Source organism: Labilithrix luteola (genome assembly GCF_001263205.1).
Lineage (GTDB): Bacteria > Myxococcota_A > Polyangia > Polyangiales > Polyangiaceae > Labilithrix > Labilithrix luteola.
This window is the reverse complement of record NZ_CP012333.1, coordinates 1,189,774-1,209,265: the sequence shown is the minus strand read 5'-3', so window position 1 is coordinate 1,209,265 and position 19,492 is coordinate 1,189,774. Positions and strand designations below refer to the sequence as shown.

The 19,492-nt window shown below is 66.7% G+C and carries 17 protein-coding genes; 10 read left to right on the top strand and 7 right to left on the bottom strand.

All coding sequences use genetic code 11. The annotated features are described in order from the left end of the window. The first annotated feature begins 107 nt into the window (after positions 1 to 107). Complete coding sequence (locus AKJ09_RS05455; protein ID WP_146646117.1) at positions 108 to 632, top strand: cupin domain-containing protein; 525 nt, start codon at positions 108 to 110, stop codon at positions 630 to 632. A gap of 56 nt (positions 633 to 688) precedes the next feature. Here AKJ09_RS05455 and AKJ09_RS05450 read toward each other — a convergent pair whose 3' ends face one another. Next, positions 689 to 1,219 (bottom strand): MarR family winged helix-turn-helix transcriptional regulator, encoded by a 531-nt coding sequence (locus AKJ09_RS05450; RefSeq protein WP_146646116.1) that lies wholly within the window; start codon positions 1,217 to 1,219, stop codon positions 689 to 691. Between the two features lie 58 nt (positions 1,220 to 1,277). Between AKJ09_RS05450 and AKJ09_RS05445 the strand changes: the two genes are divergently transcribed. Continuing rightward, positions 1,278 to 2,033, top strand: coding sequence for a hypothetical protein (locus AKJ09_RS05445; protein WP_205633610.1), 756 nt, complete (start codon positions 1,278 to 1,280; stop codon positions 2,031 to 2,033). Between the two features lie 2 nt (positions 2,034 to 2,035). Beyond that, positions 2,036 to 2,818, top strand: a complete 783-nt coding sequence (locus AKJ09_RS05440; RefSeq protein ID WP_146646115.1) for an SDR family NAD(P)-dependent oxidoreductase — start codon at positions 2,036 to 2,038, stop codon at positions 2,816 to 2,818. 1 nt (position 2,819) lies between these two features. Here the strand turns inward: AKJ09_RS05440 and AKJ09_RS05435 are convergent, their stop codons facing one another. Beyond that, on the bottom strand, positions 2,820 to 3,692 hold the full coding sequence (locus AKJ09_RS05435; protein ID WP_240488398.1) for an alpha/beta fold hydrolase: 873 nt from the start codon (positions 3,690 to 3,692) through the stop codon (positions 2,820 to 2,822). A 111-nt stretch (positions 3,693 to 3,803) separates the two neighbouring features. Here AKJ09_RS05435 and AKJ09_RS05430 point away from each other — a divergent pair, with 111 nt between their 5' ends. Continuing rightward, positions 3,804 to 4,859, top strand: a complete 1,056-nt coding sequence (locus tag AKJ09_RS05430; protein WP_205633609.1) for an HAD family hydrolase — start codon at positions 3,804 to 3,806, stop codon at positions 4,857 to 4,859. 16 nt (positions 4,860 to 4,875) lie between these two features. Here AKJ09_RS05430 and AKJ09_RS05425 read toward each other — a convergent pair whose 3' ends face one another. Next, positions 4,876 to 5,700 (bottom strand): STAS domain-containing protein, encoded by an 825-nt coding sequence (locus AKJ09_RS05425; protein WP_146646114.1) that lies wholly within the window; start codon positions 5,698 to 5,700, stop codon positions 4,876 to 4,878. Between the two features lie 162 nt (positions 5,701 to 5,862). Here AKJ09_RS05425 and AKJ09_RS05420 point away from each other — a divergent pair, with 162 nt between their 5' ends. The 3 genes from AKJ09_RS05420 (at position 5,863) to AKJ09_RS05410 (ending at position 10,082) form a co-directional block, all read left to right on the top strand. Next, a complete protein-coding gene (locus tag AKJ09_RS05420; protein ID WP_146646113.1) occupies positions 5,863 to 6,132 on the top strand; it encodes a hypothetical protein in 270 nt (89 codons plus the stop codon). Between the two features lie 143 nt (positions 6,133 to 6,275). Continuing rightward, positions 6,276 to 8,567 (top strand): type IV pilus secretin PilQ, encoded by a 2,292-nt coding sequence (locus AKJ09_RS05415; RefSeq protein ID WP_146646112.1) that lies wholly within the window; start codon positions 6,276 to 6,278, stop codon positions 8,565 to 8,567. A gap of 87 nt (positions 8,568 to 8,654) precedes the next feature. Beyond that, the gene (locus tag AKJ09_RS05410) at positions 8,655 to 10,082 is read left to right on the top strand and encodes an MATE family efflux transporter (RefSeq protein ID WP_240488397.1); all 1,428 of its coding nucleotides are present in this window, start codon (positions 8,655 to 8,657) and stop codon (positions 10,080 to 10,082) included. Positions 10,083 to 10,097: 15 nt separating this feature from the next. On the opposite strand, the gene AKJ09_RS05405 is transcribed toward AKJ09_RS05410, so the two are convergent. Further along, positions 10,098 to 11,540: a sigma 54-interacting transcriptional regulator gene (locus tag AKJ09_RS05405; RefSeq protein ID WP_146646111.1), complete on the bottom strand. Its 1,443-nt coding sequence runs from the start codon at positions 11,538 to 11,540 to the stop codon at positions 10,098 to 10,100. Positions 11,541 to 11,802: 262 nt separating this feature from the next. Here AKJ09_RS05405 and AKJ09_RS05400 point away from each other — a divergent pair, with 262 nt between their 5' ends. Continuing rightward, the gene (locus AKJ09_RS05400) at positions 11,803 to 12,321 is read left to right on the top strand and encodes a hypothetical protein (protein WP_205633608.1); all 519 of its coding nucleotides are present in this window, start codon (positions 11,803 to 11,805) and stop codon (positions 12,319 to 12,321) included. 8 nt (positions 12,322 to 12,329) lie between these two features. After that, a complete protein-coding gene (gene aqpZ, locus AKJ09_RS05395; RefSeq protein ID WP_146646109.1) occupies positions 12,330 to 13,037 on the top strand; it encodes an aquaporin Z in 708 nt (235 codons plus the stop codon). A 30-nt stretch (positions 13,038 to 13,067) separates the two neighbouring features. Here aqpZ and AKJ09_RS05390 read toward each other — a convergent pair whose 3' ends face one another. Genes AKJ09_RS05390 through AKJ09_RS05380 form a run of 3 tightly spaced genes read right to left on the bottom strand, consistent with a single transcriptional unit; the run spans position 13,068 to position 17,514 of the window. Further along, positions 13,068 to 14,360: a FecR family protein gene (locus AKJ09_RS05390; RefSeq protein WP_169927274.1), complete on the bottom strand. Its 1,293-nt coding sequence runs from the start codon at positions 14,358 to 14,360 to the stop codon at positions 13,068 to 13,070. After that, on the bottom strand, positions 14,357 to 15,751 hold the full coding sequence (locus AKJ09_RS05385) for a serine/threonine-protein kinase (RefSeq protein ID WP_240488934.1): 1,395 nt from the start codon (positions 15,749 to 15,751) through the stop codon (positions 14,357 to 14,359). Before AKJ09_RS05385 ends, AKJ09_RS05390 begins: the two co-directional genes overlap by 4 nt. A 5-nt stretch (positions 15,752 to 15,756) precedes the next feature. Continuing rightward, the gene (locus AKJ09_RS05380; protein ID WP_169927273.1) at positions 15,757 to 17,514 is read right to left on the bottom strand and encodes an adenylate/guanylate cyclase domain-containing protein; all 1,758 of its coding nucleotides are present in this window, start codon (positions 17,512 to 17,514) and stop codon (positions 15,757 to 15,759) included. Positions 17,515 to 17,819: 305 nt separating this feature from the next. Between AKJ09_RS05380 and AKJ09_RS05375 the strand changes: the two genes are divergently transcribed. Further along, entirely contained in the window at positions 17,820 to 19,490 is a 1,671-nt protein-coding gene (locus AKJ09_RS05375; RefSeq protein ID WP_146646105.1) for an OmpA family protein, read from the top strand. Positions 19,491 to 19,492: the final 2 nt, after the last annotated feature.

The following is a 19,492-nucleotide window of genomic DNA, read 5'->3' as shown; positions in this document are numbered from 1 at the left end:
CCACCCACCGTCCCGTGCCCGCACGAGTGATGTCCGCCGCGGCGCTGTCGGGTTTTTGCAATACGCGGTCCTGGCCCCATCGGTACGGTCCTCGCGAGGAGGTTCCGATGAAGCGACCGATTATCAATCTGGCCGACGTCGAGTTGAACGCCTGGGGCCATGGTGCAAGCGTGCCGATGATGGGGGAGGCGAGCGAGAAATTTCAGGCGCAGTTGGGGCCCATCAGCGGACCCCTCGGCGCGAAGCTGCTCGGCTACGGGCTCGTGGTCGTGCGCCCAGGCAAAGCCGCATTTCCGTTCCACAATCACGTCGCCAACGAAGAGATGTTCTTCGTCCTCGAGGGCGCAGGCGAGATTCGGATTGGCGATCAGCGATATCCGATCAAGAAAGGCGACGTCATCGCTTGTCCTCCGGGCGGAACCGAGACCGCGCGGCAGATCGTCAACACCGGCGAATCCGATCTGCACTACCTCGGCGTGAGCACGCGTCTCTCACCGGAGATCCTGCAATACCCGGATACGAAGCGCGTGGCGTTTGCCGCGATCCTCGCCCCGGATGCGAGCGGGCAGCCGCGTATGGTCCGCCAGATCGTCCGTGACGGCGAGACCATGCAGTACTGGGACGAGGAGTGAGCGGCCGGCGCTGGTGCCCGCATCACGGCTGGCCCGGCGTCTTCGGTCGTGACTTCTTACGTCTTGCGGGGTCGCTTGCTATGCGGGCCCGCAGGCGGTCGACCCATTTTGGCGAAGCCTGGGTGGACGCCCGGGGTGAGACCCTGTTCCTCGGCGATACGAGAGAGGAGTGACGCCAGCGTTTGGCGTTCGTCCTCGTCGAGCGCGGCGCAGAGCGCGTCCTGATGGGCACGCGCGATGCGCCCGATCGCCTCGAGTGATTGGCGGCCCTTGTCGGTGACGAACACCTGATAGACGCGGCGGTCGTCGGGGTCGTCACGGCGCTCGATGAGTCCGAGCTCGTCGAGCTCGTCGAGAAGGAGCACGAGGCGGCTCGGGAAGATGCCGAGCAAACGGCCGAGCTCTTGCTGACTGATGCCGGGCGACGCCGACAGGGCGCGCAGGATCCCGGCCTGCGGCGGGGTCAGGTCGAAGTCGGCGAGGCGCTCGGCAAATTTGGCCGCGGCGTGAGCGCCGACCTGGGCGACCAGAAAGGCGGCGCCTTGGCGGCCACGCGGGGGGCCTGGGCGCGGCGGGACATGTTTCACGAAAAAGATCGTAGCGCGGTTGCACAGTGCGATCTATGAATCGTTAATGTCATTAACGATGTCGACTGAGAAAGATTCTGCTCCGTCGCTCGGAGCTCTACCTCCCCGCTTCCCCTCGGGGCCGCATCATCGCGGCCCATCGCTGTTCGCCGTTGCTGTCGTGCATGCCGCCCTCTTCGTCGGCAGCCTCGCCCTCGGGACGGCGCTTGCCGGCGGCGAGCACATCCCCTCGCCGTTGGGGCCGGCTTCGCTGTCGAAGGCCTACTTCTCTCAGCATTCCTCGGCGGTCGCAGTGTCGGCCTGCATGCAGTTCGGCGCCGCGATTCCGATCGGGATCTACACGGCGACCGTGACGAGCCGCCTTCGCTTCCTCGGCGTGCAGGTCGCCGGTGCCTCCATCGCGCTGTTCGGCGGTGTCATGGCTTCGGCGATGCTCGCCGCCTCGGCGCTCTTTCTCTCGACCCTCTCGCACCCGTCCGTGGCCGAGAACGAAGGCGTTGCGCATGCGCTGCATTGGCTCGCCTTTGGCTTCGGTGGCCCAGGCTACGTCGTCTGCTACGGCCTCCTCGTGGCGGGCGTCGCGGTGACGGGCGGTCTGCATCGTTTCTTGCCGCGGTGGCTCATGTGGTGGGGCATCGCGCTCGCCGTCATCGCGGAGCTCTCGACCCTCAGCCTCGTCATTCCCTCCTTCGCCTACTTGCTTCCCATCGCGCGCTTTCCGGGCTTCGGCTGGCTCGTCGTCACCGCCTTGCGCATGCCGAAAACACGAACACGGGCGTCCGCGCCGAACGTGGCCGCCGTCCAAGGAGTCTGATCATGAACGTATCGACGTCGGTGTCCCCCCCGTCCGGGCCTCTCGCGAACAAGGTGGCCCTCGTCCTAGGTGCCAGTCGAGGCATCGGTGCCGCCACCGCCCGAGCACTGGCGCGTGCCGGGGCGAGCGTCGTGCTTGCCTCGCGCGATGCGTCGGCGCTCGAAGCGGCGGCCGCCCACCTTCGATGGGAGGGCGCGCAGGCAATTGCCGTCCCTACGGATGCGCTGGACGATCAGCAGCTGGCGCGCGCCGTCCATATGGCCGTCGAGACGTTCGGAGGCCTCGACATCGCCTTCAACAACGCCGGCTCGGGCCACATGCCCGCGCCGCTCGCCGAGCTCACGACCAAGGACATCGACGACGCGATCGGCATCAACCTCCGAGGTATTCTCGTCGCGATGAAGTTCGAGCTCGCCGCGATGCTGGCGCGGGGAGGAGGGGCGATCGTGAACATGTCGTCGACGGCCGGCGTGCAGGGCGTACGAGGCATGGCGGCGTATTCGGCGACCAAGCATGCGGTCGTCGGTGCGACCCGCAGTGCGGCGCTCGACTACGCCGCCAAGGGCATTCGCGTGAACGTCGTGGCGCCCGGGCCCATCCTGACGGATCGTCTGAAGGCCTTGCCGGAGGAGCGTCGAGCTCCCATCGAACGTGCCGTGCCGATGGGCCGCGTCGGTGCCGAAGAGGAGGTCGCCAGCACGGTGGTCTGGCTCGCGTCCGACGCGGCGAGCTTCGTCACCGGCGCCGTCATCCCGATCGACGGCGGCCGAACGGCTGGCGCGTGAATCACGAGAGCGCGTCGCGGTCCAAGAAGCCGTTGACGTGCTCGACGAACAACTCGGGAAACTGGAACAGCGAGCCATGGCTCGCGTCCGGATACAGAACGAGCTCGGCGTTCGGTAGGTGCTGCTGCAAGAGAAACGAGTTGATCGTGTAGACCACGACGTCGTTCTTGCCCTCCACCACGAGCGTCGGCTGGGTGATCTGCGCCAGGTAGGCGAAACGCTCGGCGCCAGGCAGTGCGCGGCCCCACTCGTCCACGGCGGCGAGCTGGGCGGGCTCCACCTCGGGGGCGAGATCGACGTCTCGATCCATCGTTCGATCGTGTAATCGTTTCACGAATGAACGACCGGCGCGCTGACTCGCCTCCGACGCCGAAAAGAAGCAGTCTTGCCAGAGCTCGTCGGTGTTCGCGCGCTCCTTCTCGAAGATTGCGCGCCCTTCGGGCGTCAGCGACTCCATGCTCTCGCCGTTCCGCGGGCCGGTGCCGACGAGCACGATTCGTCGCACGAGATCGGGCCTGTCGATCGGCACGATCTGCGCGATGAACCCTCCGAGCGAAAACCCGAGCACGTCGACTTTGGGCAAGGCCAGCGCGTCGATGAAGAGCTCCGCGTCCCTGGCCATCTCCGCCACCGTGGAGGGAGTCCTTCCTCCTGTGCTCGCCACTCCGCGGTTGTCGAAGAGGATCACCTCGCGCTGATTCGCGAGGCCGTCTGTCACGGCCGGATCCCAGTTGTCGAGGTTCCCTCCGAGGTGCTGGAACAGGACCAGGGGAATGCCGCGCTCCCGTCCGAAGCGCCGATACGCGAAGCGAGTGCCTTCGACGTCCACGAAGCGCGTCGGTGCCGTGCGATGGGTGAACGTGTCCATGTCCATGGGGAGCCTCCGGCAGCCTCGATTGCGAGAGCAATGCCGCATTGACGAGGTCTGCCTTGGTGGCGAGCTTGCGTACGCGCGCGGTTGCCCCCCGCGAGTCCGGAGTTCGAAATGATGGCCTGGTCACGTCGAGCCGTTCTCGTCGCCGCCGCTGCGTCCTGCCTTGGTCTCGCGAGCGCTTCGTGTGGAGGCAGTCACGGAGGCACGTACACGACGGTGACGGCGGGTGCGACGCCCGGGACGAACGGTGCGATCGATCCGCTCCCTTCGTGGAACACCGGGCCGACGAAGAAACGCATTCTCGACTTCGTGACCGCCGCGACGAACGAGGGGAGCGCCAGCTTCGTGAAACTCGAAGACCGGATGGCGACGTTCGACAACGACGGCACGCTCTGGCCGGAGAAGCCGGTCGTCGAAGGCGTGTTCGTTCTCGATCGAGCTGCAGCGATGGTCCAGAGGGATCCGTCGCTTCGCGAGAAGCAGCCGTTCTCGTCGATGCTTCCTGCCGACAGGCCCAACATCGAGCGCGACGGCAAGGCCGCGTTCCTCGAGCTCTTCGTGGCCACGCATACGGGCATGACGGACGAAGCCTTCGCCGAAGAGGCCCGCTCGTTCTTGAAGACGGCGCGTCACCCCAGATTCGGCGTGCCTTACACCGACCTCGCTTACCAGCCGATGGTCGAGCTGCTCCGCTACCTCCGTCAGAACGGCTTCACTACGTACGTCTGCTCAGGCGGCGATACGGACTTCATGCGCCAGTTCACTCCGCAGATGTACGGGATTCCTCCTCAGCAGGTGATCGGATCCACGGTTCAGAAGTCGTTCGTCATGGAGAACGGCCGCTCCGGACTCTTCCGCAAATCGGCCCTCGCTTCGCTGAATGACAAGGACCAGAAGCCCGTCAACATCGACCGTCAGATCGGCAAGCGGCCCCTCGTGGCGGCCGGCAACGTTCGCTCGGCCGGCGACGTCGCGATGCTCGAATATAGTGGAAGCCGTCCGCCTCCATCGCTCGGCATCGTGATTACCCACGACGACGCCGAGCGCGAATTCGCCTACGAAGAGCCCGACAACGCCACGCGAACGGCCGCACGCGAGCACGGCTTTCTGCTCGTCAGCATGAAGAAGGACTGGGCGCGCGTCTTCGGACCGAGCGTGACACGTTGAGCCTTCCTCGGATCACTCACCGCGAGGCGAGTGATTTGATGCAGTACTGCAGCGCCTCGTAGGTCGTTCGCACGGTCTTGATGTGCTGCAGATCGATGGCGAGCGAGACGACGATCTGCGCGACGGTCGGACGGATCCCGCAAAGGACGGTACGCGTACCGAGCATCGATGCGGCGCTGGCGAGCTGGATGAGGTGGTTGGCCGTGGAGGTGTCGACGATCTCGACGCCCGTGAGATCGATGACGGCGAAGCGCGCCTTGTCGGTGACGATGGCCGAGAGCAGTGCCTCGGTCAACTCCGCGGCGCGTGCGGTGTCGACGACGCCGATGACCGGCAAGCACAGGACGCTCTCCCACACGCGCAGGATCGGAACGCCGAGCGCCCGGATGGTCTCGGCCTGACGCTTCACGAGGTGGAGTTGATCGCGAAGCTCCTTCTCCACGCGAGTGCGCTCCGTCACGTCTTCGACGATGCCGAGTCCGCCGGAGATCGTTCCGTCTGCCTCGATGAACGGCCGGCAGCGCATATTCACGACCACGTGCGCGTCCGACGTCGTGCTGTCGTAGTCGCCGACGTACGTGGACAATTCGCCAGCCACGGCTTTGACGAGCGTGGGGACGACCCGCTGGTCCTTGATCTTGTGGAGGTCGAACCCGACGATGCGTTCGCGTTTCGTCGCGAGAATCTCGCAAAACGCGTCGTTGCACTCGCGCAGGTGAAGCTCGCGATCGAACGTGAAGACGCCGACCGGAGCTTGCTCGAACGCGATTCGATAGCGCTCACCAGCGGTCGCGGCGGACGTGGGCATGGGGGCCGGAGCGAGGGATTTTTCGGAGCTCATCGGTCGTCCTTGGTGATCGCAAAGATCCGGGCGAAGCGCTAGCGGGGTTCGCTAGACCAATCGATGTAGGCGCACGCATCGACGTCGTCCGACGTTGGATCGCGGTTCGAACGGAAGGGGGGCGGAGCCCGCACGGCGACATTCCGTCGGGGCCACCTCCGGATGACCGACGCTCCGCCGGTCGGTGGAATCACGATCCACTCCTCCGTCGTTCTCACGGGAATTTCGGCCAAACGCCCGCGCACACGGTTTGCTTACATGGTCGCCGATAGTGCGTTCGCGGGTTGGCTCTCTCCTCTTCTCTGTGTCGCTCGTGATGGTCGGCTGCATGGCGCCGTCGACCGCGGAGGACTCGGGCGAGAGCACGGCGGCCATCTCGATGCGATCCCCACGGCGCTCTGCGGCCAGTCGCTCTTCGCACTCGAGCCGTAGCGTGGCGCGCTTCGATAAGCGCCTGCTCGCTCTGGGGTAAAGCTTCGCCACAAATTGGGCTCTTCCAAACCCCGCGTTCTACCGTTTGATCCGCGGCGTCGTGCGCAACGTGCGGGCCGACGCATCGCGAGGAGCAACGGCGGATGAGAGGCTCGATTCAGAAGAGGGTGTTGTCGGTGCTCGGGGCGAAGGCCATCGTGCTATCGGCGACGCTCAGTTGGGCCGAAGGCGCACCGAACCACGTGCGTGACGTGAAGATCCGCGCGACGGACGCGGCCGGCGCGACCGAGATCGAAGTCGTCGGAACGACGGCACCGGTCTTCAACGTGCGCGTCGAGAGCGGCGGAAAGCGCCTCCTCGTCGACATTCAGAACTCGGACGTCGTCGGGGCCAAGGAAGCGATCACGGCCCCTGTCGGTGTCGTCGGCGGCGTCCTCACCCAGGGCTTCAAGACCGAAGCCGGGACGATGACGCGCCTGGCGGTGAACCTCACGAAGCACGCCACCTACCGCGTTCGCGCGGAAGGGACCTCGCTCAAGGTTGCTCTCACGCCGGCGGAAGCCAACGGTGTCCCGACCGAAGCGCCGACCAAGGCAGCGGACACCTCGGGCACATCCTTGACCGACGTTCGTTTCGAGCGCGCCAAGGGCTCCTGCGCGACGGGCTGCGATCGGGTCGTCATCACGACGACCGGCGTTCCGTCCTACGCGCTCGGAACCACGGCCGGTGGCCGCGCCCGCCTCGAGCTGAAGAAGACGCAGCTCCCGAAAGATCTCTCGCGCACGCTCGATCTCGCCCAGTACAGAGGCGCGCTCAAGAGCGTCTCGACCTTCTACGAAGGCGACACCGGCTCCACCATCGTCGAGATCGACCGCGAAGGCTCGCAGCAGGGCACGGTCTCCGTCGATGGCAAGGGCATCGTGTGGTCGTTCGACGTCCCGAAGGGCGGGGCGCAGGCCAAAGGTTCGGCTCGCAAGTCGGTCACCGTCGCGCGCGAGCGCCAGGAAGACGGCGGCCCGAAGGTCGAGACGTCAATCCGCGGCGACGAGAACCAGGACATGAAGGTCGAGGTTCAGGGCGCAAGCGAAGCCGCCGGCTTCAGCGCTACCCTGAATGCTCAGGCCGCGGGCCGCTACAACGGTCGCCGCATCGACCTCGATCTCAAAGACGCCGACATCCACAATATCCTGCGTCTGCTGGCTGACGTCGGCCGCGTGAACATCGTCACCGCCGACGACGTCTCCGGCAACGTCACGATCCGCATGCGCAACGTGCCGTGGGATCAGGCCCTCGACGTCGTGCTGCAGGCCAAGGGCCTCGGCATGGTGCGTTCGGGCAACCTGATTCGCGTCGCGCCGCTCGCCACGCTTCAGAAGGAGCGTGAGCTCCGCCTCGCAGCCGCCAAGCAGGAATACGAGCTCACGCCGCTCGAGACGCGCCTCATCCCGGTCAGCTACGCGCAGGCCGAGGAGCTCCAGGCTCGCGCGAAGGACCTGCTCTCGCCGCGCGGCTCGATCGCCGTCGATGAGCGCACGAACGTCCTCATCGCGCGCGACATCGCGGGCAACCTGAACAACATCGAGGAGCTCGTCCGCTCGCTCGACACCCAGACCCCGCAGGTGCTCGTCGAGGCGCGCATCGTCGAAGCGACGAGCCGCTACCTCCGAGACATCGGTATCCAGTGGGGTGGTGACGCCACCTTCTCGGAGGCCACCGGCAATCCGACGGGCATCGCGTTCCCGTCGCGCGTCGGCATCGCCGGCGGTAACTACGACCAGAACACCAACTCGCGCGGTCTCTCGGCCTTCCAGGGCAACGTTCCCCAGCCGAACTTCGCGGTCAACCTCCCCGCCGCGACCGGTACCGGCCAGGGTGGTGCGCTCGGCTTCTCGCTCGGCTCGATCGACAACAACTTCAACATCGGCATCCGTCTCTCGGCAGCCGAGGCCAGCGGTCTTCTCCGCATCGTGTCGAGCCCGCGTATCCTCACGCTCGACAACCGCGACGCCCGCATCAGCCAGGGCACGCTCATTCCGTTCTCCCAGATCTCCGCGCAGGGCGTTCAGACCACCTTCCAAGAAGCGAAGCTGCAGCTGCTCGTCCGGCCGCACGTCACCGCCGACGGGTCGGTCTCGATGCACGTGAAGATCAATCGAGACGAGCCCGACTTCAACCAGACCTCGGCGCGTGGCGATCCGACGATCCTCAAGCGCGAGGCGGAGACCGACCTGCTCGTCATGGACGGGCACACGGCGGTCATCGGCGGCATCTACACCCGCAACACCGGCCGCAACCTCGATCAGGTCCCGTTCTTCGGTGACATTCCGATCCTCGGTGTGCTCTTCCAGCGCCGCCGAGCGAGCGACACCCGCAACGAGCTCGTCATCTTCCTGACGCCGCGCATCGTCAACCGCGCCGAGGCTCTCGGCCGATAAGACGCACGTCTTTCAGGTTTACGTCGATCGTTGCAATTCGCCCTGCGTCTTTTGGCGCGGGGCGAAGTAGTTTGTGCGCCGGTCGTCGTGAACGCGGAAGAAGACAAGCAGAGCTTTTGGTCCACGGTCCGCGAGGCCCTTCGCGGCGGCCAGCAGGATTTGACCGCGATTCCCATCTCGCGCGCCGTCACGCTGCTGGCCGTTCCGACGGTGCTCGAAATGTCGATGGAGTCGCTCTTCGCGGTCGTCGACATCTTCTACGTGTCGCGGTTGGGCTCCGACGCGGTCGCGGCGGTCGGTCTGACCGAGTCGATGCTCTCGCCCGTCTACGCGCTCGCCATGGGCTTGTCGGCCGGTGCCACCGCGATCATCGCGCGTCGGATCGGCGAGAAGGATCGTGAGGCGGCCTCGGCCGTCGCCACGCAGGTGGTCCTCACGGCGGTGACCGTTGCGGCGCTTCTCAGCCTCGTCGGCGTGGCGTTCTCGCGCCACCTGCTCGCGGCGATGGGCGCGACGCCGGGCGTGGTCCACACCGGTACGGGCTACACGTCGGTGATGCTCGGAGGGAGCGTCACGATCTTCCTTCTCTTCGTGATCAACGCGATCTTCCGAAGTGCGGGCGACGCGGCGGTCGCAATGCGGAGTCTGTGGCTCGCCAATAGCCTCAACATCGTGCTCGCGCCTTGCTTCATCTTCGGCGTGGGTCCGATTCCGCGCATGGGCGTTACCGGCGCGGCGGTGGCGACGACCGTGAGTCGAGGGATCGGCGTCGCGTATCAGGTGATGACGTTCCGTCGCGGCAAAGGTCACGTCTCGCTCATGGCGCGTTACCTCGCGCCAAAACTGCGCACCATCCTCGAGCTGCTGCGCATCGGCTTGCCCGCCACGCTCCAAGTCCTCATCGAGACCGCGAGCTGGCTCGCCCTCGTCCGCATCATCGCTCGGTACGGGAGCGAGGCACTTGCCGGCTACACCATCGCGATGCGCGTCGTCATCTTCGCGCTCTTGCCCTCGTGGGGACTCGCGAACGCGGCGGCAACCTTGGTTGGCCAGAACCTCGGAGCGAAAGAGCCCGATCGCGCGCGTCGCTCGGTGTGGACCATCGTGCGCTACAACGTGGCCTTCCTCGGCCCGGTAGGCATCATCTTCGCGCTCGCGCCGGCGGCGATCGTCACCCTGTTCACGCACGAGCCGGAGGCGGTCGCTTACAGCGCAGACTGCCTACGCATCGTCGCGTTGGGCTTCATCGTCTTCGCCATCGGGATGGTCGCCGTTCAAGCGTTCAACGGCGCGGGCGACACCACGACGCCGATGATCGTGAACCTCCTGAGCTTCTGGGGCTTCAAAATCCCGGTCGCTTGGTTCCTCGCCTCGATCGTGGGGCTCGGTCCGCACGGCGTGTTCATCGCCATCACCGCCGCGTACTCGGTGCAGGGCCTCCTTGCCGTCGCGCTCTTCCGCCGAGGGCGCTGGGCGAAGGTGCAGATCCAAGAAGGCGGGGCCGCCCCGCACTGAGCCGTCGGGCGCGCTCTAGTCGTCGTCTTTCGAGCCGTGTGCGGTGTGGCGTACGCCGTGGCGATCCATGAGCCGGTAGAGGCTCATGCGGTCGATCTTGGCCTTGCGCGCGGCGCGACTGACGTTGCCGTTCGCCCACTCGAGCAGCGATCCGAGGTAGCTGCGTTCGTAGTCCGCGATGACGGCTTCCTTGCCCTCGCGGAAACTGAGCTCGAGGCCAATGGGGGCCGGCGACTTCGTGGGCGCGCTCGTGTTCTCCGGCTCGGGCGCGTCTCGTCGCGTTTCGATGCCTCGCAGAACGACGGTGCGCTCGACGAAATTCCGGAGCTCGCGCACGTTGCCGGGCCAGTTGTGCCGGCGCATCTCGGCGAGCACTTCCGGCGTGAAGAGATGGGCGCTGCTCTGTGCGTCGAGGCTGTCGAGCGTGGCGCGGACGAGGAGGTCCACGTCTTCGAGGCGTTCGCGCAGCGGCGGAACACGCACCGTCACGACCGAGAGCCGGAAGTAGAGGTCTTCACGGAATCGCCCGTGGTTCACTTCGCGTTCGAGACGGCGGTTGGTGGCGGCGATGACGCGCACGTCGATTTTGCGAGGCTTGCTGTCGCCGACGCGCCGGATCTCGCGCGCCTCGAGAGCGCGGAGGAGCTTCGGCTGCATGTCGAGAGGAAGCTCGCCGATCTCGTCGAGGAAGATGGTGCCGCCTTGCGCCGACTCGAAGGCTCCGACGCGATCGCGATCGGCGCCGGTGAACGCACCTCGCACGTGGCCAAAGAGCTCGCTTTCGATGATGCTCGGCGAGATCGCGCTGCAGTCGACGACGACGAACGGCTTGTGGCTGCGCGGTCCGCGCCGCACGATCTCCGTCGCTACGAGCTCCTTGCCCGTTCCGCTCTCGCCCTCGATGAGAACGTTCGCTTCGCTCTCGCACACGCGCTCGAGCATGGCGAAGAGGCGACGCATCGGAAACGAGGCGCCGTACAGGTCTCCGAAGCTCGGCTGATCGAGGATCTCGACGCTCTGGACCGAAGGTACTTCGGTTACGAGGACGACCGAATCGCCGAGCTCGATACGGCAGTCCGGGAGGGGGAGATCGGCGTCACGGATCGGAACCCCGGAGACGCGCGTGCCGTTGAGCGAGTCCTGATCGATCACGCGCCAGGCGCGCGGCGTCCGCTCGATCCGGCAGTGGAAGCGCGAAACGTGCGGGTCGGAGAAGACGACGTCGTTCGCGTCGTGCGAACCGAGCCGGAGGGCGTCGCCGTCGAAGACGACGACCCGTGACGTGGCCTTTCCGGCTTCACGCTCGATTTTGAGCTCCAGGCGGGGGGCCGGGGTCGCACGCAGGAACCTCGGGATGGTTTTGCCGCCCGGGTTGATGCCCGGGTTGACGCCAGGGGTGACGCGTGGCTCCACAGTCCGGGCCTCGTCCTTCGTGTCCGTATCCGACCGTGTCGCCATGCCGAGTCGACGTTACAACTGTCGCGCGCCCTCTACAACGCGCGCGACCGAGCACGACCAGAGGATTTGCCGGCGTTCGAGGCTGTTTCTCCGCGCCTGCAGCGTGCACGCGGCGCATCCGAGCACGGCACGTCGGCTGCACCAGAGCGGCGACCCATGACATCGAGCGGCGCCGCTACGAAGGCGCGTGCTCGACGAATCAATTCAAGGAGTCGTGATGGTTCGCCGTGCTCTTGCTTCCGCCTGCTTTCTTGTGTGTGCCTTGCTCGTCCCCGCTGTTGCGCATGCCGACGAGGCCGCCGCGCCTGCTGCGGCCGCTGTTTTGGCGCCCGCTTCTTCGGGCACCTTCCCGCAAATTGGCGGTCACGTCGGCTTCGCCTTGCCGCTCGTGACGCTCGCGAAGGACACTACGGTCATCGGTGGTGACTTTGTTACGGTTGGGCTTACTCCAGGCATCACCGTGAAGCTCTCCGAGCGTTGGAAGGTGGACTTCGAGTTCATCGCCTTGAACGAACTCAAGCGCACGCCCACCGCCACCACGTTCGTCGTCGACCCGGGCGTCATCTACGACGCCGGCCCGCTCTCGGCCGGTCTTCGCGTCGCCACGCAGGTCGGAGCGCCGAGTAACATCGGTGTGGTTCCCATCGTCGTTCTCCCGTTCAAGGGAGACGGTCCGCTTACCCCCTACATCGAGGCCGACGTTCCGCTCTTCCTGCGTGACAACGGAACCTCGATGCAACCGAGCGCCAGCCTGCAATTCCAGGCCGGCGTGGCGTTCTGAGGAGATCCATGAGTCTCGCCAAGCGTTGCATCGCAGAGTCGTTCGGTACCTTCTGGCTCGTCTTCGGCGGATGCGGTAGCGCCGTCTTGGCGGCCGCCTTTCCCAACGTCGGCATCGGCCTCTTGGGCGTCGCGTTCGCCTTCGGCCTCACCGTGCTCACGATGGCCTACGCCATCGGACACATCTCCGGCTGCCATCTGAATCCCGCCGTCACGGTGGGCCTCGTCGTCGGAAAGCGATTCCCGGCGAAAGAGATCCTCCCCTACGTCGTCGCTCAGGTCGTCGGCGCGGTATGTGGAGCGGCCGTGCTGTACGTCATCGCCAGCGGTAAGGCGGGCTTCGACGTCCACGCGGGCTTCGCGTCGAACGGCTACGGCGAGCACTCGCCGGGAGGCTACTCGCTGGTGTCCGCACTCGTGGCGGAGATCGTCCTCACGTTCTTCTTCCTCTTCGTCATCCTCGGCGCCACCGACGAGCGCGCACCGAAGGGATTCGCGCCGATCGCGATCGGACTCTGCCTGACGCTCATCCACCTCGTCGGCATCCCGGTGACGAATCTCTCGGTCAACCCGGCGCGAAGCACGGGACCGGCGCTGTTCGCCGGAGGCATCGCGCTCTCGCAGTTGTGGCTCTTCTGGATCGCGCCCATCATCGGCGCGGCCCTCGCGGGCATCGCCTACCCGGCGATCTGCAAGAGCTCCGAAGAGCAGCGCTGATCGGCGCTTCGCACGCCGCGGGGCGAGCGCTCAGCTCTCCCCGCCCGCGTGCGACACGTTCGCGTCGGCGTCGACGTCGATGAGCGTCGTCGGCTCCGTGTCCGACACGGCGCATCGCACGAGCATCCGCTCACCCTTGCGCAAGTCGATGCTGCTTCGAACCGCCTGCAGGTTCACGTTGCCGACGCGCACGCACGTCACGTTCGATGCTTCCAGCGTGACGCGTCGTCCGTTCGACGTCGGCTGCGCATCGAGCTTGACCATGCCGAAGGGCAGGGGCCTGCCGTAGGGCCCCTCGAAGCGATCCTCGTCGATGGCGCTGACCCGCACGAAGTAACGGCCCGGCGACGGGGACGACGCCTCGACTCGCTGCGTCTCACGCGGGACGACGTGGTCGACCACGATATCGTCGAAGGCTGCATCGCGTGCAATCTGCACGTGCCAGGAGCCCACGTGCGCCTTCGCCGCGTCGGCTCCGTCGGGCATTCCGAACTCGGCGACGAACGGCGGTGCTCCCGTGCCTCGATCGACGAGGACCTGCGGAACGCCCGACGTCCACGTTGGCGCGTGAGGAAGCGGCTTCGGCACCTCCGGCACCTTGCCCCGCTCCGCTTTCGTGCCGTATCCGGCCGAGACGTCCTCGGTCTTGCGGGCGGCGGTGATCTTCGAATTCCCTGCGTAGACGGCGAGGCGGGTCGTCTTCTTCTCGTCGGAGCTGACGGCTGCCTCGCCTCCGATCATGCGCACCTGCGCGGCTTCGGTCGCCACGGCCACGCGATTCACCGGTGACTTCGACATCCATGCGCGAAGGTTGCCGGTCACGAGGTTGGTCTCCACGGTGGGACGGAGCGAGGCAGCGCGGTTCGCGTCTCCCAGGATGACGACGAGCGTTCGCTCTCCGAGGCGCACCTGCGTTTCGTCGCGGAACGTGACCGCCGCGGCCGACACGGCTTCGGTGGCGACGCGGTTTCCTCGATAGAGAGGATCGTTCACCCGTCCTGGCTTGGTCTGCGGCGTCTGGATCTCCACGTGATTGCGGACCGCCGTGAGCTTGGCATCAGGGCCGGTCGGCGCGGTGGGCTTCGGCGGAATGACGAGAACGCGCCCTGCCTCGAGCGCATGCGGCTGCGGGCCTTGGATGTCGTTCGCCTCGTGGAGCAGCTCGGCGTACCGCGAGTCGCCGTAGAAGTGTCGCGCGATGCTGGCGCACGAGTCACCCTTCTTCACCGTGTAGCGAACGACCTCGTCGGCACGTACCTCGAAGGCCGCCGTCATCACGGCAGCAGCGGCGAGAATCGATGCGAGCCCCAACACCTGCTTCACGAGTTCCTCCGTGCGTGACGTCGCCACAAGCGCGAGAGCTTTCGACCGAGCTCCGCGTCGGCGCTCCCTTCGAGCGAGAAATCCGAGGCGCCGGCGCGAATCGCAGCCGTCGTCTCCTCGGGACCGGACACGTCGATCACGACCGCGGGCAAGCGCGGAAGCGAAGCCCGGAGGCGGCGCAGGCGCTCGAGGCCGTCGTGACGCGCCGAGAGGATGACGGCGAGCCGCGCATCGTCGGTCAGCGCAGCGGTTGGGTCTTCGTCCGACCATTCCACGAGTCGAATGCCGGCGATGGCGAGCGCGCTCTGGACGTCCGAACCGCGCGGTCCGCGTGGCATCCACAAGAGCGCCCGCGTCGAATCGGGGAGTGGGAGCTCGACGTCGAAGAGGCTGAACCCGGGCGGTCGTTGCGTGAGCGCGCGCTCGTCACGTCCGAGCGCGAGTGTGCGCTGGCGTTCGGAGGTCGACGCCGCGGCGAGCGAATGGAGATCCGTTCCTTCGAGCACCGAAGCCAGCTCGTGACGGAGCTCGCGGGCGGTGGGACGCTCGCTCGCGGCTTTCGCCATCGCCCTTCGCACGAGCGCCTCGATGCCGACCGGAACGGATGGCTCGATCGAACGCATGGGGCGGGGGTCGACGAACAGATGCTGGGCCATGAGCGCCGCCGCGTTGTCCGCATCGTACGGCCTCGAGCCGGTGAGCAGCTGGTACAGCATCACACCCACCGCGTAGATGTCCGTTGCCGCGAAGACATCCTCTCCGCGGCACTGCTCCGGCGACATGTACTCCGGCGTCCCATGAACCAACCCCGTGCTCGTCAGCTTCTCGTCGCCGCCGAGCGATGCATGGGCGATGCCAAAGTCGATCAGCTTCACCGCGTCGGCGCCTTCGTGCGTGACGACCATCACGTTGCCGGGTTTGAGGTCGCGATGGACGACGCCGCCGGCATGGCAGATCTCGAGGGCGGCGAGCAGCTGATCGAAGATGACGCCCGCACGAGCGAGCGGAATCGGCCGGCCTCCGGCAACCTCGTCGAGCGTCCGACCGGCCACGAGCTCCATCACGGCATAGAGCTCGTCGTCGATGTCGCCGAAGTCGAGGATCGAAACGATGCCCGGATGACGGAGTCGCGCGAGAGCCACCGCTTCGCGGCGAAAGCGCTTTCGCAACGTGGGGTCGAGTGCAAGCTCGCGACGTAGGAACTTGATCGCTACGGGTTCGCCGAGCTCCAGATGGACGCCGGCGTAGACGCTGCTCATTCCGCCGGCGCCGAGCCGGCGATCGACGCGAAACTTCCCGCCCACGATGCGACCGACGTTCGGGTCGACCCCGCACGCGACGCACTTCTCCGTGTGTTCGCTCGGGGCACCGCACGATCCGCAGCGTCGCATCGTGCTCACGACTTCACCTCGAAGACTTCGACCGGCGCCACACGCCCGCGGAGGCAGTGCTTGCCCAGCGAGGCGAAGTCGAGATCCGGACAAGCCTCCGCCACGTCCGCCGTCGTGAGCGTTTGTTTGGCGCTCGCCAGCGTCTCGAGGCGAGCCGCGACGTTCACCACGTCGCCGATCGCAGTGTACTCCATGCGAGCCTCGCTCCCGAGATTTCCGACGAGGGCCTCACCCGTCGCGACGCCGATTCCGAGGCGGACGTCGAACTCGTATTCGGACTGGAATCGAGGGGCGTTCGACTCGACGAATCTGTGCATGTCCTCGGCGGCGAAAAGGGCACGACGAACATGGTCGCTCGCGTCGTCCGCCTCGTCCGGGACGAAGACCGCCATGATGCAGTCGCCGATGAACTTGTCGACCATTCCACCGTGGCGAAACACGATCTCGGAGAGGATGGTGAAGAGCTCGTTGAGAAAGGCGACTGCGCGCTCGGGGGAGGCGCGTTCCGCGAAGGTGGTGAAGGCCACGACGTCCGCGAACACCACGGTCACGGGCTTGCGTGCACCTCCGAGCGCGAGGCTGCCCGTTCCTTCCGCGACCGAGCGCGCGACTTCACCGGGGAGAAAACGCGAGAGGTCGGACTCGACCTTCGCCCTTCGGCGAATTTCGTCTTCGCTCGCCGAGAGCTCGTCGGCCATGCGCTCGAGCGAGCCGCCGAGCGCCTCGAGCTCGTCGCGTGACCGGACCTCGCTACGCGCGGCGAAATCGCGTCGCGAATAGCGCTCGACCAGACGGACGAGGAGCGTGACCGGTCCGAGCGTGCGCCGGGCGAGCACGATCCCTGCGAGACCGGCCAGCGCCGCGAACACGGCGAGCGTCCAGAGAAACGTGCGACGTGACTTGGTCAGCGCCGCGAACGCTTCGTCGGCGGGACGCTCGACCACGACCGCCAGCCGAGCCGCGGGAAGCGTTCGCACCGTGCCGACCTTCGCGATGCCGTCACCGACGAACTCGGTCGTCACGAGCAGCTCGCTCGCGAACGCTGCTGCAGGCCACTGCGCATCGTCGAAGATCGGCGGCCGGGCTTTGGCGGCCATCGCTCCACCAGCGACGACGTGCAGGCGTTCGTCGACCAGGTACAGGCGATCCGGTGCTCCGAAGCGAGCGAGCGAGAGATCGCGAAGCCGGCCGTCCAGAGGACCGCGACCGAGCGTGACCACGACGAAGCCGCCTGGTCCTCCGTCCAGCGGACGCTCGAAGCGAACGTGAGCGCCACCGCCGACGGCCGGCACCACGCGCACTCCGTTCCCCGCCGGCGGGGCCACCTCTTCCGTCGAGTCCCGTGACACGACCGCATCGACGAAGTGGCGATCTTGGTCGAAGAACGCCACCGAGACGACCTCCGGCGTCCTCGAGGCTTCGGCGCGAATCGCCCGCATCCGCGCATCGACATCGCGGTCCTCGTCGGCGAGGATGGCCGACGTTCGGGTGGCGAGATCCGACGCCTTGTCGACGAGCGCGTTCACGTTCGACGCTGCCTCGTCGACGATCGCGATCTCGAGCTCCTTCTCGACGCGACTCATGCTCTCGCGCTGAATCCGCAAGACCGCGAGGCCAAGCACGAGCATCGGTACGACGCCCACGACGAGCATCGACAGCGTCCACTTCACGGCGAGCGACGAGCGGCGCGGGCCGGACGGAGCCGGGCTCGACGCGGACGAGGCCGACGAGGTGGAGGCGAGTTTCGCGGAAGATGGAATCACGGTCGGTCGAATCGGCCCCCCGACAAGCATCCTACGTACTCGCGCGGGCGTCCGAGCGCACGCATTGATCTTTTCTCGTTTTGCGAGCACTTTCCGCCCCGCCACTGTCGCGTCAGCGCATCAGATGGCGAGCCGACGCGACACTAGACCCGTAGCCACTCGTAGCGACGATAAGTGCTTCGAAACGGATCGAACACACTCGGAACGCGTGTCCGTCGTACATACCCCGCCCGCGCGGCGGCATTGCTTTTGCCTACGTCGCCACCTTCTTCTTCGGTCCTGGTCGTCTCTTGGAATTTGCGTGCATGATGCATTCACGCAAGCGCTACCTTCGTCTCGCGTTGGCGGGCGGCGCGGCGCTCGCATGGCTGAGCTTTTCCCCGGGCGCCCACGCCCAGTCGGCGCCTGGCTTCGCGCTGAGCCGGTTCGAGCCTTCCGAGCGCGGAAGTGACTGGTTTGTCGGTGAATCGCTCGATCTTCGCGGACGCTTTCGACCCGCCGTGGGCGCCGTGGCGGAGTACGCGTACCAGCCGCTGGTCGTTCGCAACGGAAGCGGCCACCTCCTGGCGGAGCCCGTTCGCCACCTCGCCTTCCTGCACGTCGGCGCAAGCGTTGCGCTGGCGGATCGATTCCGGCTCGCCCTGGATCTCCCGGTCCAGGTCTTCGCGGAAGGCACGTCCGCCACGTTCGGCACGCGCACGTATTCGGCGCCGCCCCACGCGCAAGGCGTGGGCGACCTCCGCATCGGAGGCGACGTTCGCCTCTTCGGAACCTATGGCGACGTGATCACGGCAGCGGTCGGTGTCCAGGTCTGGGCTCCGACAGGATCGCGCGAGCAGTACACCGGTGACGGGGCCGTTCGCATCCGGCCGCGCGCGATGGTGGCGGGCGAGGTCGGGGCCTTCGTCTACGCGGCTCAGCTCAACGTGAGCTACCGCGCGCACTCCGAGCAGGTCGATGGCAGTCCGGTCGGCTCGGACCTCGGCTTCACCGCATCGGCAGGCGTGAGGCTGGCCAAGCGCCGGCTCGTGGTCGGCCCGGAGGTCTTCGGGAGCACCGTTCTCGACGATCCGTTCGCGCGGCGCGCGACGCCTCTCGAGGCGCTGCTCGGCGCTCACTATCTCGTGAGCGACGTTCGCCTGGGAGCCGGCGTCGGTACCGGGCTCGGCTCAGGGTATGGGGCGCCCGCGATCCACGCTCTTCTCTCGGCGGAGTGGGCGCCGTCGGTCACCAAGAAACAAGGTGGGCGCGCAAGCGAGGCCGAGGCGCACCCTGCGGCTCCTCCGGGATCGACGCCGGCAGGTGCCGATGCCGATGTCGATCTCGATCATGACGGCGTCGCGAATCGTCTCGATGCATGTCCCGGCGCCCTGGGTGTCGTCTCCACGGATCCGACGAAGAATGGCTGCCCGCCGGATACCGACGGTGATGGCGTTCACGACGTCGACGACGCGTGCCCGACGACGCCGGGGCTTCACACGTCGAATGCAGTCACGAACGGCTGCCCCGACACGGATCGCGACAAGGACGGTATCGTCAACGTGGACGATGCATGTCCGGACGAGCCGGGGCCGCGCGATCCCGACCCGAACCGCAGCGGGTGTCCAAAGGCCTTCGTGAGGGCAGGCGAGATCAAGATTCTCGACCAGGTGAAATTCAAGACCGGCAGTGCCGAAATCCAAGCCGGCAAGGACAGCGAAGACGTGCTCCAGGCGGTCGCCACGATCTTGCGCGAGCATTCCGACATCGCCAAGGTGCGTGTCGAAGGCCACACCGACGACGTCGGAAGTCCCGTCGCCAACAAGAAGCTCAGCGCGAACCGCGCGGCTGCGGTCGTCACGTGGCTCGTCGCTCACGGCGTCGATGGTGCGCGGCTCTCGAGCGCGGGATTCGGCTCGGAGAGGCCGCTCGACAGCAACGAGACCGAAGGCGGCCGTCGTACGAACCGCCGCGTCGAGTTCCACGTCGAGCCCTGAGC